General features: G+C 67.6%; 16 protein-coding genes. 8 read left to right on the top strand and 8 right to left on the bottom strand.

Annotated features, from left to right (window positions below):
• A partial coding sequence (locus IPV08_RS18445; RefSeq protein ID WP_207412957.1) for a potassium channel family protein occupies positions 1-455 on the top strand: 455 nt, incomplete at its 5' end.
• Between the two features lie 68 nt (positions 456-523).
• Here the strand turns inward: IPV08_RS18445 and IPV08_RS18440 are convergent.
• The 6 genes from IPV08_RS18440 to IPV08_RS25115 all read right to left on the bottom strand — a co-directional run bounded on the left by IPV08_RS18440 (position 524) and on the right by IPV08_RS25115 (position 4380).
• Positions 524-745, bottom strand: a complete 222-nt coding sequence (locus IPV08_RS18440; RefSeq protein WP_207412956.1) for a hypothetical protein — start codon at positions 743-745, stop codon at positions 524-526.
• Positions 746-864: 119 nt separating this feature from the next.
• Complete coding sequence (locus tag IPV08_RS18435; protein WP_246748027.1) at positions 865-2445, bottom strand: HWE histidine kinase domain-containing protein; 1581 nt, start codon at positions 2443-2445, stop codon at positions 865-867.
• Positions 2442-2630, bottom strand: a complete 189-nt coding sequence (locus tag IPV08_RS18430; RefSeq protein ID WP_207412955.1) for a hypothetical protein — start codon at positions 2628-2630, stop codon at positions 2442-2444. The genes IPV08_RS18435 and IPV08_RS18430 overlap by 4 nt, the downstream gene beginning before the upstream one ends.
• A gap of 48 nt (positions 2631-2678) precedes the next feature.
• Positions 2679-2924, bottom strand: coding sequence for a hypothetical protein (locus IPV08_RS18425; protein ID WP_207412954.1), 246 nt, complete (start codon positions 2922-2924; stop codon positions 2679-2681).
• Between the two features lie 47 nt (positions 2925-2971).
• Positions 2972-3541 carry a hypothetical protein gene (locus IPV08_RS18420; protein WP_207412953.1) on the bottom strand — a complete coding sequence of 190 codons (570 nt, stop codon included), beginning with the start codon at positions 3539-3541 and terminating at the stop codon, positions 2972-2974.
• Positions 3542-3606: 65 nt separating this feature from the next.
• The gene (locus IPV08_RS25115) at positions 3607-4380 is read right to left on the bottom strand and encodes a PRC-barrel domain-containing protein (RefSeq protein ID WP_207412952.1); all 774 of its coding nucleotides are present in this window, start codon (positions 4378-4380) and stop codon (positions 3607-3609) included.
• Positions 4381-4641: 261 nt separating this feature from the next.
• Between IPV08_RS25115 and IPV08_RS18410 the strand changes: the two genes are divergently transcribed.
• From IPV08_RS18410 to IPV08_RS18400, 3 genes are all read left to right on the top strand, one after another.
• On the top strand, positions 4642-5460 hold the full coding sequence (locus IPV08_RS18410) for a universal stress protein (RefSeq protein WP_207412951.1): 819 nt from the start codon (positions 4642-4644) through the stop codon (positions 5458-5460).
• Positions 5461-5568: 108 nt separating this feature from the next.
• Positions 5569-5919, top strand: a complete 351-nt coding sequence (locus IPV08_RS18405; RefSeq protein WP_207412950.1) for a 4-fold beta flower protein — start codon at positions 5569-5571, stop codon at positions 5917-5919.
• 101 nt (positions 5920-6020) lie between these two features.
• Complete coding sequence (locus IPV08_RS18400; protein WP_207412949.1) at positions 6021-6590, top strand: hypothetical protein; 570 nt, start codon at positions 6021-6023, stop codon at positions 6588-6590.
• Positions 6591-7075: 485 nt separating this feature from the next.
• Here the strand turns inward: IPV08_RS18400 and IPV08_RS18395 are convergent, their stop codons facing one another.
• Both IPV08_RS18395 and IPV08_RS18390 read right to left on the bottom strand, forming a co-directional pair.
• A complete protein-coding gene (locus tag IPV08_RS18395) occupies positions 7076-8002 on the bottom strand; it encodes an SDR family oxidoreductase (RefSeq protein WP_246748029.1) in 927 nt (308 codons plus the stop codon).
• A 271-nt stretch (positions 8003-8273) separates the two neighbouring features.
• Positions 8274-9200, bottom strand: coding sequence for a LysR family transcriptional regulator (locus tag IPV08_RS18390; RefSeq protein WP_207412947.1), 927 nt, complete (start codon positions 9198-9200; stop codon positions 8274-8276).
• A gap of 160 nt (positions 9201-9360) precedes the next feature.
• Here IPV08_RS18390 and IPV08_RS18385 point away from each other — a divergent pair, with 160 nt between their 5' ends.
• From IPV08_RS18385 to IPV08_RS18370, 4 genes are all read left to right on the top strand, one after another.
• Positions 9361-9927 carry an OsmC family protein gene (locus tag IPV08_RS18385; RefSeq protein ID WP_207412946.1) on the top strand — a complete coding sequence of 189 codons (567 nt, stop codon included), beginning with the start codon at positions 9361-9363 and terminating at the stop codon, positions 9925-9927.
• 13 nt (positions 9928-9940) lie between these two features.
• Positions 9941-11101 carry a sensor histidine kinase gene (locus IPV08_RS18380; RefSeq protein WP_207412945.1) on the top strand — a complete coding sequence of 387 codons (1161 nt, stop codon included), beginning with the start codon at positions 9941-9943 and terminating at the stop codon, positions 11099-11101.
• A gap of 141 nt (positions 11102-11242) precedes the next feature.
• Entirely contained in the window at positions 11243-11461 is a 219-nt protein-coding gene (locus IPV08_RS18375) for a hypothetical protein (protein WP_207412944.1), read from the top strand.
• Between the two features lie 52 nt (positions 11462-11513).
• The gene (locus IPV08_RS18370) at positions 11514-12251 is read left to right on the top strand and encodes a cyclic nucleotide-binding domain-containing protein (protein WP_207412943.1); all 738 of its coding nucleotides are present in this window, start codon (positions 11514-11516) and stop codon (positions 12249-12251) included.
• Positions 12252-12482 lie beyond the last annotated feature (231 nt).

Here is a 12482-nt window from a genome sequence, read left to right as displayed (position 1 = left end):
TCTACGAGACGTTGCGCCTGACCTCGGAGCATCTCGCAGAGCTGCCGGTCCCACCCCGGGTCCGCATCCTGGGCGTGGTGCTGATGACCTTCGTCGGGCACACGGTCGCAGTGTGGATCTACGCCGGGGCCTACTGGCTCCTCGTGCTCTGGATCGGCGACGCCGCCTTCGCGGGAACGCCCGTCACGACCTTCCAGGACTGCCTGTACTTCTCGGTCGTCACCTACACGTCGCTCGGTTTCGGCGATCAGGTTCCGACGTCCCACACCCGCATGATCGCCGGCGTCGAGGCGCTGAACGGACTGCTGCTGATCGGCTGGTCGGCCTCGTTCACCTACCTGGCGATGGAACGGTACTGGCCCCTCCATGGGAGGGACAGCGGGGCCGGCGTCGGCCCGGCCACAGGGGAGGCCGGAGCCGAGGTCGCGCGAGAACGCCTCTTCCCACCCGCGTGACAGCCTTCGGACGCCGCATCCGGTCACCGAGTCGGATAGCGTCGGACGCGCCCCGGGATCGCCGACGATCAGCCCGGCAAGTCCGTTCGCGGACGTCCGATCTCGGTCGCGAGGCGTTCGATCTCGTCGAGGGCTTCCCCGAGGCGTTCGACCTGTGCGCTCATCCTGCCCACGTCGAGCCGGGCCAGGGCGTCGGAATTCCACCAGATGCCGTCATCGAACCCTCTCAAGAGCTCCTGCAGCCGCCTGTGCTGCACCGTCAGGGCATCTATGGTCTCGCCGATGATCACGTCGTGCTCCTTCCAAGGGTGGCGGTAGCGATCCGCGCTTCCGAATGGACGACGGCGTGCGATCCTGCCTTGCGCTGGATCAAGGAGCGTCGTCCTCTCCGGTCATCCCGCTCGGCCGGTCAGGCCCTCAACCCCGGGGCTGCCTCCGGGAGGCGCGCCTCGGCGGTAAAGACGATGCCGTCCGGCCGGTAGTCGATCTCGGCACGACCTTCGAGCTCGTCAGCCAGGGCCCGCTCGATCATGCGCGAGCCGAAGCCGCGCCGGGTCGGCGGGCAGACCGGCGGTCCGTCGAATTCCTGCCAGGTCAGGCGCAGCGTCCGCGGCTCCGAAGCGGCGATGATGTCCCAGTCGAGCAGGATGCGACCGACCTCGCCCGTGAGCGCCCCGTACTTCGAGGCGTTGGTCGCGAGTTCGTGGAAGGCCATCGAGAAGGCCAGGGCGAGTTGCGGCGTCAGCTTCACCTCCGGCCCCCGCACCTTGATGCGCCGCTCGCCTTCGGCCCTGAACGGTGCCAGGGCGGTGGTCGCCACCTCGTGCAACGTCGCCCCGTCCCAGCTCTCGCGTGTGAGCACGTCGCCCGCAGCCGCCAGGGACCGGATACGGCCCTGAATGACATCGCGGGTCTCGTCAGGGGACAGGTTCGCCCGGAGGGTCTGGACGACGATGGCCTGGACGGTCGCCAAGGTGTTCTTGACGCGATGGTTGAGCTCGTTGGCGAGCAGCGCCCGGTGTGCTTCCGCGTGCTTGCGGTCGGTCACGTCGATGGCGATGCCCGCGAGGCGGAACGGCACCCCGTCATCGCAGTAGAACGGCTTGCCGCGGAGCTTGAGCCACCGGACCTCGCCTGCCGGGGTCACGATCCGGTACTCGATGTCGTAGTCGCCGTGACCTGCGATGCAGGTCGCGACCGCCTCGTCCCGGCGCACCCGGTCCTCCGGGTGGATGAAGGCCTCGTAATCAACGCGGCTCAACGGAAGGTCCGGATCGAGCCCGAGGGCGATCTTGAAGGTCTCGGACGCAACGAAGCGCATGTCCGCGAGATCCAGGCTCCACGAGCCGAGGCGTCCGGCCTTGAGCACGAACCGCAGGCGCTCCTCGCTCTCGGACAGGTCGCGTGTCCGACGTTCGACCTCGCGTTCCAGCGCCTTGCGGTCGGTCTCCAGACGGTCGAGGCGCGCCTGCTCCGAGGTGGCATCGAACTGGGAAGCGACCCAGAAAACCAGGGTCTCCCCCTGGAACACCGGGGACACGAAGAGCCGGTTCCAGAACAGGCTCCCGTCCTTGCGGCGATTGAGGAGTTGAGCCTCGACCGGGACGCGCCTGTCGATCGCTTCGCGAAGACGGGTGACCTCAATGGGGTCCGTATCGGGCTCCTGCAGGAACCGGCAGTTCCGCCCCACGGTCTCCTCGCGCGAGAAGCCCGATAGGGCGCAGAAGGCATCGTTAGCGAAGACGATGGGATTGTCGGGCTGGACGGGGTCGGTGATTACCATTGCAATCTGCGAGGCGCGGACCGCGGCTGCGAAGGGGTCGGCGCCGCCGACCTTGCTGGCTAACTCACCGACGATCCGGTCGTGCTCGCGATGCATATCGAGCCCCTGAATGCCCAAAGACGTCTCAATGGCGTGCGCGCAGGAGGCCTCGTACTCGCACGTTGATGGTGGCCTCCTTGCCAGCGGGACGTCCATATCGGCGGTCATGCGATCTCCGGCGGCGAACCGCCCGGGATGCTCAGCGGCTCGTTCGAGGGCGGCATCTCGTCGGGTCCGAAGTCAGGCACGCCGCGCGGCTCGGGAAGCGGGGTCTGATCGGGACGGGGCGGATGCGCCGGCGACGGGTCGGGAAATGTCGGGTCAGGCCGGTCGGGGAAAGCCGGGTTCGCCATGGGGGATTTCCTTGTCGCTATTCGCAGGTGAACAGACGCGCGTAGGCGTCAGCCCATGAAATGCCAGGCCGCCTCGGAGACGGTCCGCTCGTTCAAGGCGAGCCCATCCGGTCGCAGCCCGACCTCGTCGATCCGGGCCTTCTCGGAATGGTCGAGGGCGAGGTCCCGCTCCTTCGCGGCGGCGGCGTGTTCCCCTTTTTCAAGATGTTTGGCCGAGTGCCGGTAGTGGGCGGCGGCCCGGTCGTGCTGGTGCGCGGCTTCCTCGCAGGTGCGTGCCATCTTGCTCATCGCCATCGTCGTTCTCCTTGAGGTGCCGGTTCGAAAGCTGCGCCCGACCGGTGTCAGCCGCGGGCCTGGCCCTGCGCCATGTCGCGGTCCCAGGTGGTCCGGGCGGCCTCGCGAGCGGCGCGGGCGGCGTTCGCGGTGGCCGTTGCGGCCCGGACAATGGACGCACGCACCCCGGATGCCGCCCGCCGGACCGCCGCCATGCTGGAGTTGACCGAGGCCGCCATGGCATCCTGTGACTTGCGCACCGCCGCCTGCGTCGCCTCGACCGACTTCCGCGCGGAATCGGCGGCCTTGCGCATCGACGCGTTCGCCGAGACCCCCGCTGCCCTGTTGGCCTCCGCGATCTTGGTCTCGGCACGCGTCGCCGCGTCCGCTGCGTCGGTGACGAGCTTCCCGATCATGTCGGCGGATTGCTTCGGGGCATCCTTCACCGCCGCCTTCGAGGCCTGCAGCGCGAGCCGGGCCGCCTCGCGGGCCGCATCGGCGGCCTCGTTCGCCTCGCGGCCGGCCTCCCGCATCGTCGCCGCGGCATCCGTGGGGGGAGCCATCGGCGCCTGCGCCTGGGCCGTGGTCATCGTCGCAAGGGCGAGGAAGGTCACCGCAAATGCAATCGTCGTACGCATGGCAAAAATCCAATCTTGGGTTCGGGGGATGGGGGGCAGCAATCGTCGGCCGGTCGATACGCGACTCAATCCGTCCGCGGGGTCTTGGAGGCGGCGCCCCAATAGGCATCCGCCTTCGCCGTTTGCCGGGCGAACGGCTCGGCCCTCACGAACCTGCCCTCGGTGATGCGGGGGGCCTGGTCCATGGCGTCCTTGGTCGTGTCGAGGACGAGGATGTTCAGGTTCGGCGAGACCTTGAACTGGTCCCACGGCACGGCGACGTGGCGTTCGCCCAGGCCGAAGACGCCACCCCGGGTGATGACGAGATAGGCGATCTTGCCACCCTCGGCCCCCATGACGATGTCGTCGACGCTGCCCAGCGCGACGTTGCCCGGGGTTCGCACCTCGCTTCCGAGCAGGTCGTCCGACCGGAAGGCCGCGACCCGCGTCACGACCGGCTGCGCCAGCGAAAGCTCCTGCTTGCGGAAGCCGAGGGCGTTCGCGACCCGGAGGTCGCGGCCCTGCATGTCGGTCTTGTACGCCTCGTAGCTGGACCGGATCTGGACGAGCACGTCCTCGCACGGCTGCTGCCTGTCATGGCGCGCCAGGATGTCGGCGGCCGAGAGAAGCACCCGGACCTCGTATCCGGGCCGGGCGTTCGCGTACCCCACCATCGCGGACGCCGCCCCCATGGCCATGCCGGCGCTTCCGGTCATGCCGCCGAACCAGTAACCGCCGAGGGGATAGCCGTAGCCGTAGCCGGACCCGCCCAGCCAGTAGCCGTCCTTCTCCATCTGCGCGTCGAAGGCCTTGAGGTGGTCGAGGCAGACCTGGGCCGGCCTGGCGTCCGTATCCGCCACGGAGCTTGCCTGCGGCTCCTCGGCGGCTCGAAGCGGGACCGTCAGGCAAAGCGATAGAACCGCCCCAAGGGCGATGGATCTGGCTGGTCGCTGCATGGTCGTGTTCCGGGATGTCGGGCGCCCAAAGGCTGTTCGCCCCGTCCATCCCCGGTGTTTGGCGCGTCCGCCCCCTGGATACTTTGTTCTGGATCAAGGCCGACCCACGATGGTCCGTGCTTCCTTCCGGCCATCGAGCCCGAGGCCCGAGGACGGAGCACCGACATGAACCTGGCCAGCATCATGGTCTCAGTGGACCTCGGTCCCGCCGCGGCGGACCGGGTCCAGCTATCGGCCGCCCTCGCCGAGCGCTTCGAGACCGAGCTGATCGGCGTCGCCTCACGGCAGGTGTCCCCGCCGGCCGGGGCCCGCGACATCCTCTCCGCCATCCAGGTCTCCGACGTCGAGAAGGCCCGGGCGGACCAGGACCTGGAGCAGGCCAGGGCGATCTTTGAGCGCAACGCCGAAGGCTGCGGCCGGGCGTCTTGGCGGTCCGACCTGGCGCATCCGCCACGCTACCTGATGCAGCAGGCCAGGGCCGCCGACGTGGTGGTGGTTGGCCGGTGGGGCGGCGCCGATCCGGAGCCGGGACCGCTCGCCGTCCTGCCCGGACCCTTCGTCGTAGAGGCCGGGCGCCCCGTCCTCGTCGCCCCGCCTGGCATCAAGGATCTCCGCATCGGCCGGGTTGTCATAGCCTGGAAGGATGGCCTGGAGGCGCGGCGGGCCGTGCTGCTTAGCCTGCCTTTCCTGGAACGGGCGGACACCGTCCACATCGTCTCCGTGGGTTCGGAGACGGACGAAGACGACGGGGCCCGGGACGTCGCGAACCACCTATCACGCCATGGCGCGGCCGTTACCACTCACCCCCTACGCGAGGACGACCTCGGGGCGGGCGAGGCGATCCTCGGATTCGTCGCCCGCGAGGGGGCGGACCTTCTGGTGTTGGGCGCCTATGGCCACTCCCGCCTGCAGGAATGGGTCTTCGGCGGCGTCACCCGGTACATCCTCCGGAACACGCCCGTCTGCTGCCTGATGAGCAACTGACCGCCCCCTTCGGATGCGAGCGGGCTCCCCAACCGCGCGCGACCCCGGGCCAGGTCCCTCGACGGCGAGCGCCACGAAGCTCGCCAACCCACTACGACGGAGCATCGCATGATTGAACTCTTCGACCGCGAGGGCCGCGAAGCCGCCTTCTGCCGCGACGGGCATTCCGTCTACCTTTGGGATGGAACGCCCGCGGCCTACATCACCGAGGACGCGGTCTACGCGTATTCCGGGCGGCTCATCGGCTGGACGAGGGACGGTTGGATCTCGAACGGGGCCGGTGAACGCCTCCTCTTCGAGTTCGACGCGGTCGGCGGCCCTGAGAAGCCGAGGCGTCAGTCCAAGACCGCCGCAGCACCGCGGCGTCCCAAGCCCGCCAAGGGCACGCCCGAGCCCATCTCGGCGCGCCCAGCCCCGACGCTCGCTTGGTCCGAGCGGTCCTTCGCCGAACTCATCTAAGTTTGGCCCCGGCTTTGGGCACGACGAGCCATCGCTTCCCTCCACACACGGACCCGGCGCGCCTCATCGCGTGGAACGGGTCCGCCTCAAGGAACCCATACATGAGCGACAATCCACTCTCAGCCCGCGGAATGGCCCTGGAAGACCTCTTCTTCGCACACGAGGAAGCGGCCGTCCGCAGACAGGCGGGGGCCTCGCAGGATGCGGACAAGCGAAGGGAAGACTTCGCCGAGGCTTCGGGCATCACCGATGCCGCGTTCCTGGGCCGACTTGCCGACCTCGGGATCGGTCCCGACACGCTTGCGGCGCTCATGCTCGTTCCCGTTGTGGTTGTGGCCTGGGCCGACGGCGACGTCGATGATGAAGAACGAGGCTCGGTCCTCTCCGCGGCCACGGATTCGGGGCTCGAAGAGGGCGGGACCGGCTACCGATTGCTGCAGCGATGGTTGGCGACGCGACCGCCCGAAGAGCTCTTCGAGGCGTGGAAAGACTATGTCCAGGCCCTGTCGACCTCCATGCCCGTCGAGCCGATGCAGTCCCTGAGGTCGGAGGTCTTGAAGCGCGTACGCGGCACCGCCGAAGCGACGGGGAGCTTCCTCGGTTTCGGACGGGCGTTATCGACCGCGGAGGAGATCGTCATCGCCGAGGTCCGCAACGCCCTCACGGATTGATCCATGTTGCCGAGCGAAGCCACCCGCCCATGTCCATTGGCATTCGCATTCGCATTCGGGGCCGGACCGGTCCATCATCCCAAACGAATTGGAGTTTCCGTATGATGCGCCTGGCCGGCATGGTTGTCGCGATCCTGTCAACCTCCGTAGCCTGGGCCGGCGGCGGCGAGGTCGATCCGAGCGTCTACGTCCCCTACACCCCGAGATCGAACCCGAGGATAACGGCGAAATGGGGTCCGGACGCATTGTCGGGGATCAACCGCCTTCGGAAGGAGGCCGCCCTGGAGGTCGCCCGGTTCAGCGAGTGCGACGAGATTTCAACGTCCCAGTTGTCCGAAGCCCGCAGCGTCCCCCCCAAGACATGGATCGTCGTGGTGGCATGCCGAAACGGTCGAAAGTTCTACGTCTCCCGCGATGACGTCGCGAATGGGGCTCGCTCGATGATGGTCCCCAAGGGTGGGAGCCCCACATAAGAACGCCGGGACTTAGTCGACGCCCGTCCCGCCGGATGCCCCGAACACCTGCCGGCTACTGTAGATCGCCTCGGCGGAGGCCAGCGTCATATAGAGCGGCGCGATCTCGGCGGGCTGCCCAGGGCGCCCGAGCGGGGTGTCCGCCCCAAACGTCACAAGCTTGTCCTGCGACTGCCCGCCGCTGGGCTGCAGGGCCGTCCAGAACGGGCCCGGCGCCACCGCGTTCACCCTGATGCCCTTGGGGCCGAGTTGCTTCGCGAGCGACTTGGCGAAGGCGACGTTCGCAGCTTTGGTCTGGGAATAGTCGATTAGATTGGCGGACGGGTTGAACGCTTGGACCGACGCGGTGATGATGATCGACGCCCTGGGCTTGAGGTGCGGCAACGCCGCCTTGGTAATCCAGAACGGTGCGTAGACGTTGGTCTTGAAGGTGGTGTCGAACTGCTCGGCGGTCAGGTCCACAAGGTCGGCGACAGACTGCTGGGCGCCGGCGTTGTTCACCAGGATATCGAGACCGCCCAACTCCCGAACCGCCGTCGCTACCATGGCCTCGCAGAATGCCTGCTCGCGGATATCGCCTGGGACGGCCACCGCCTTACGTCCCTCGGCACGAATGAGAGCCAACACTTCGGCGGCGTCGGCCTCCTCGAACGGAAGGTAGCCTATGGCGACGTCCGCACCCTCGCGGGCGAATGCGATGGCTGCGGCACAACCAATCCCGCTATCGCCGCCGGTAACGAGGGCCTTGCGCCCGGCGAGCCGGCCCGAGCCTTTGTAGCTCGTCTCGCCATGGTCGGGACGCGGGACCATCTTACCGGCAAGGCCTGGAACCGCCTGGGTCTGCCTGTCGAACGGCGGGCGGGTATACTGGTCGACAGGATTGGGCGACGAACCGATCTGAGCCGTCGGGCGAGCCTGGGCGCTCGCGGCGCCCGTCATCGCCCCGGCCAACCCGACGGCCATGCCCGTGACCAGTTGCCTGCGCGAGGCGCCGCCATTGTTATCCGACATGTCTTCGATTCCGGTGAGCTCAACGCCTCGGGGCCTTGTCGCTCGTCACGGGGAAAACCATCGCGTAGACCTTGGTTCGTCTACGCCCCACCCGGACCAACGGGGCCAATCGAATCCGGCGATCAGCTATGCACGCATGCCCGGAACCCGGCCGCCGCCCCGGTGGAACAGCGGATGCCTGACGGCGGCACTGGATGCCTCACACACCGACGGCCTTTACCTCCTCCTTCGCGCCCGGGGGCTGGAGCTTGTCGCCGATGGACCGGATGCTTTCCGTGACGTGATCGAGGACGACCCGTATCCTCGGCGTGTCACGGTTGTCCTTGTGGACTAGCAGCAGGATATCGGCGCTCGGCGGGTCGGTGGGCACCTCCATCCGGCTGAGCCTGGGCTCCTCGTCGCCGCGGAACCGCGCCAGGCAGGCCAGTCCCCCGCCGTTGGCGGCCGCCAGGACGGCGGCCTCGTGGCTACTCGTCTGCAGGACGACCATGGAGCGGGATGCAATTTCCGTCAGCCAAGCCGCCTGGGTCATCTCCTGGCTGTCCTCCATTTGCGTGATGAGGTGGTGGCCGGGGCATCCCTCCTCGAAGTCGAGCTCGCCCCGCTCCTTGATGTAGTCCGGCGTCGCGTAGAGGCCGAAGGCCATGCTGCCGATGCGCCGGACCACGAGGTCGTGCTGCTCGGGTTGCCTCATCCGGACTGAGATGTCAGCCTCCCGCATGGCGAGGCTGAGCTCCCGCGGATTTGGGATGAGCTCGATCATGATATCGGGATGCTTGGCGTGCAACCTCGCGAAGCTCGGTGCCAGCAGGTGCGCGGCCATGGTCTCGGCGCAGGTCACCCGCACCAGGCCGCGCAGGCGGGTATCGCGCCCGGTCACGTCCCGCTCCAAGCCAAGGGCTTCCGCCTCAAGGCGCTCGGCCTTCTGGCGCACCTCCTCGCCGGCCAGCGTCGGCACGTAGCCCTCGGGGGTCCGGTTCAGCAGGCGGACGGCAAGGGTTGCCTCCAACGTATTCAGGCGTCGCCCGACCGTCGACTGCGAGACATGAAGCACCTTTGCTGCCGCCGAGAGGCTGCCATGCCTGGTCAGGGCCAGGAAAAATCTGAGGTCATCCCAGTCTAGCATTCATCGAACCTCATCAAATTCGCGGTTCCCGTCGTCAGATTTGGTTGCCGATTTCGCTGCGCAAAAGCCTAAACTAGAATTTGTCCGACACCTATTCGAGATATATTCCCGCAGAACGAAACGACTGGCATGCGCGGGAAATCAAGGAACGAAAACTTTCATGACTAAGCCACCGCTCATTCCTACCATCCCGCCCGCGTCCCCGTTGGGCAAACGCGAACTCGAACTCGTCGTTGCGAAGGCCAAGGCCGATCCGACAGCCGTGCGCACCCTGCGATGCCGCACGGTGGCTCAGGGTCGGCTGAGCCAACTCAACTACATCCGGGACCTCCCGCCCCAGCCCGTGATGGAGGACGAGCCCGAGGGTCTACTCGGCGAGAGCACCGCTCCGAACGCTTCCGAGGCCCTTCTCGCCGCCCTCGGCTCGTGCCTGTCCATCGGCATCCACGCCAACGCCCTGGCGCAGGGCATCCCGATCCACTCCTTGGAACTCGACGTCGAGGCCGACATCAACCTGACGTCGGTCTGGGGTAGTGGCGACCTCCAGCCCAAGACCATCGGGTTCGAGAGCATCCGGGTTTCCGTGCGGATCGACGCGGATGCATCCCGGAAGGCGCTGGCGGCCCTCGTCAAGCACACGGTGCTGTGGTCGCCGGTGGCGAACACCCTCCACAACCCGGTCCATCTCGACATCGCACTCGCATCCGCGATCAAGACCGCAGCCTGAGGCGAGCCCTGACATGACAGCGACGACGTTTCTGTTCGGAGCAGGCACCCATGGCGTCCGACCCTCGTCCGGGGCAGCGCGGCCGTCCATGTTCGGCGGCTTTCCGCACGAGGCGTTCCCCGACCTCGACGCGCACGGGGTGGTGATCCTCGACCGCCTCGTGTCGGAGGCGAAGTCCCGCACCGTCGCGTTGGCCCTAAGCGAGGAGCGCCTGCGCTTCACCCAGGAAGCGGGACGCATCGGGTCGTGGACCCTCGATCTCGCAACGATGTCCCTGGAGTCGTCGGACGGGTGCAAGGCGAACTTCGGCCGCAACCCAGGCGCGGACTTCACCTACGAGGCGTGGATCGAAGGGGTACACCCCGACGACAGGGCGCGGATGAGGGATGCCATCTCGTCAGCCATTGCCGGGCAGACCCATTACGACCACGAGTACCGGATCACGTACCCGGACGGCGCCGTCCATTGGATACACGCCCGGGGACACGCCTCCTACCAGCCGGACGGCAGGCCACTGACCATCGCCGGCATCTCCCTCGACATCACCGACCGCAGGAGGGCCGAGGCGCACCGCGACCTGCTGGCGAAGGAGCTGGCCCACCGGGTCAAGAACACACTTGCCACGGTCCAGTCCATCATCCGCCAGACCCTTCGCAGGTCCGCCTCCCTGGAGGAGGCCGAGGCCATACTCGACGCCCGCATCATGGCGCTCGCGGCCGCGCACGACGTACTCATCCGCGACACCTGGGAAGGGGCGACCCTGAACGAGGTGGTCGGCGTGGCGCTGCGTCCGTTCGGGGCCGATCAGGAGGGGCGCTTCACCTGCAGCGGACCGAACGTGCATCTCGCCTCCCGGGTCGCTCTGGCCTTCGCCATGGCCTTGCACGAGCTTGCCACCAACGCCGTCAAGTACGGCGCCCTGTCCACCGAGATCGGGACGGTGCTGCTCACGTGGGACATCCTTGATGGGGAAGGCATGGAACAACTGCGCTTCCAGTGGGAGGAGGCCGGGGGGCCGGCGGTGGTTCCGCCGACGAGGGCGGGCTTCGGGTCCCGCATGATCGAACGGGCCCTGGCGGTCGAGATCAGCGGCTCCGCCGAGATCGACTACCGATTGTCAGGCATCCACTTCACGGCCACGGCGCCCCTTAGCGAGATCCTGCGGGGCGGATGACTGGGGAGCGCAATTACTCTGATCTTTAATCCGCAGCAAATCTGCATCTCTGGTCGCCGCTTTTGGTTCCGATCCCAAGCATCGCGTCCGCGTTATACTCATACGGTGACTGAAATCCACGGCGTGCGACCCGAGGTGACGATGTTCGAAGCGTACGCCTTTTCCGTCCTGGCCAAGTCGGTCACGACCGTTCATGGCCGTGCCGGCGACAATAGTGCGTGGGACGACGTCACGGTGCGGTTGGCCGCCGGGATCCTGCAGCGCGCCTTCAGGCTCGACGATGGGGCACGGAGCGCCTTCCTCGACCTTGCCCGTGACGCGGAGCGCATCGAGGCGACCGAGCGCTGGCGCGGCCGCTGACGCCATCTCCCTGGCCCTTCAAGAGGCCGTACCGAACCGGAAGGACAGACCCATGTCGATCCATTCAATGCCGGTCAGGCCCGCGCCCTACCCCAATATCCCACCCCCGTACCCCTACGATGGCATGGGCAAGGCCCGCCTCGTCAGCCTGTCCACGGCGCTTCCGCTGGCGGAGCGGGACACCTTGGAGCCCCTCGGCCGGAAGGTCTCCCTCGACCAGAAGGAGACCCTTTTCGGACAGGACGAGCCCGCCTCCTCCGTCTTCATCGTCACCTCGGGGGCGTTGCGCCTCTATCGCATCCTCCCGGACGGACGACGGCAGGTGACCGGCTTCGCCTTCCCGGGCGACTTCCTCGGATTGTCGATGCTGGACCATTATGCGGTGTCGGCCGACGCGTTAGCCCCGATGACGGCATGCAGGTTCGATCGGCTGGCCTTCCGGGACTTGGTCTGTCGGCAGCCAGGCCTGATGATGCACCTGCACGAGATCACCGGGCAGGAACTGTCCCGGGCCAAGGACATGATGATGCTCCTTGGTCGGCGGACCGCCGACGAGAAGATCGCGGCCTTCCTAGTGGGGCTGCAGGTGCGCTACGCCCGGATCGGCCAGTCGACGGTCACCCTCGAACTGCCGATGGGCCGCCTCGACATCGCCGACCATCTCGGCCTGACCATCGAGACGGTGAGCCGGACGCTCTCGCGGCTCGACCGGGATGGCTGTATCCTGATCGTGCCGGGTGGCGTCCGCCTCATCGACCAGGCCCGCCTCGACCGGATGTCGGCCCACTGAGGTTCGGGGCTGCCGGGTAACGGTACACCTCCCGGCCCCGGTCCATGATGGCGACCGCTGAGGGGACGGCGCTCCCAGTCGCCCGGGCGGTCGCCCTTGCCGCGCCGAACCAGGCCCGCGCCTCCTGCCGCGCCGGCCTTAGTTCTGAGGAGTCGAGGAAGTAGGCAGGCTCATCGGCCCGCCGTTCGGGGTCCGCCCCGCCGTACAGAAGCTCCGTCGAGAACGTCATCT

Source organism: Methylobacterium sp. SD274, from assembly GCF_017355285.1.
Classification (GTDB): domain Bacteria; phylum Pseudomonadota; class Alphaproteobacteria; order Rhizobiales; family Beijerinckiaceae; genus Methylobacterium.
The sequence above is the reverse complement of the archived record's forward strand: the minus strand, read 5'-3'. Positions and strand labels throughout refer to the sequence as shown.

What these genes read in the sequence shown, in the direction of transcription:
- IPV08_RS18435 (WP_246748027.1), bottom strand. Translation starts at nt 2,445, where the DNA reads ATGACCGCCGATATGGACGTCCCGCTGGCAAGGAGGCCACCATCAACG.
- IPV08_RS18430 (WP_207412955.1), bottom strand. Translation starts at nt 2,630, where the DNA reads ATGGCGAACCCGGCTTTCCCCGACCGGCCTGACCCGACATTTCCCGAC.
- IPV08_RS18425 (WP_207412954.1), bottom strand. Translation starts at nt 2,924, where the DNA reads ATGGCGATGAGCAAGATGGCACGCACCTGCGAGGAAGCCGCGCACCAG.
- IPV08_RS18420 (WP_207412953.1), bottom strand. Translation starts at nt 3,541, where the DNA reads ATGCGTACGACGATTGCATTTGCGGTGACCTTCCTCGCCCTTGCGACG.
- IPV08_RS18410 (WP_207412951.1), top strand. Translation starts at nt 4,642, where the DNA reads ATGAACCTGGCCAGCATCATGGTCTCAGTGGACCTCGGTCCCGCCGCG.
- IPV08_RS18405 (WP_207412950.1), top strand. Translation starts at nt 5,569, where the DNA reads ATGATTGAACTCTTCGACCGCGAGGGCCGCGAAGCCGCCTTCTGCCGC.
- IPV08_RS18400 (WP_207412949.1), top strand. Translation starts at nt 6,021, where the DNA reads ATGAGCGACAATCCACTCTCAGCCCGCGGAATGGCCCTGGAAGACCTC.
- IPV08_RS18395 (WP_246748029.1), bottom strand. Translation starts at nt 8,002, where the DNA reads ATGACGGGCGCCGCGAGCGCCCAGGCTCGCCCGACGGCTCAGATCGGT.
- IPV08_RS18390 (WP_207412947.1), bottom strand. Translation starts at nt 9,200, where the DNA reads ATGCTAGACTGGGATGACCTCAGATTTTTCCTGGCCCTGACCAGGCAT.
- IPV08_RS18385 (WP_207412946.1), top strand. Translation starts at nt 9,361, where the DNA reads ATGACTAAGCCACCGCTCATTCCTACCATCCCGCCCGCGTCCCCGTTG.
- IPV08_RS18380 (WP_207412945.1), top strand. Translation starts at nt 9,941, where the DNA reads ATGACAGCGACGACGTTTCTGTTCGGAGCAGGCACCCATGGCGTCCGA.
- IPV08_RS18375 (WP_207412944.1), top strand. Translation starts at nt 11,243, where the DNA reads ATGTTCGAAGCGTACGCCTTTTCCGTCCTGGCCAAGTCGGTCACGACC.
- IPV08_RS18370 (WP_207412943.1), top strand. Translation starts at nt 11,514, where the DNA reads ATGTCGATCCATTCAATGCCGGTCAGGCCCGCGCCCTACCCCAATATC.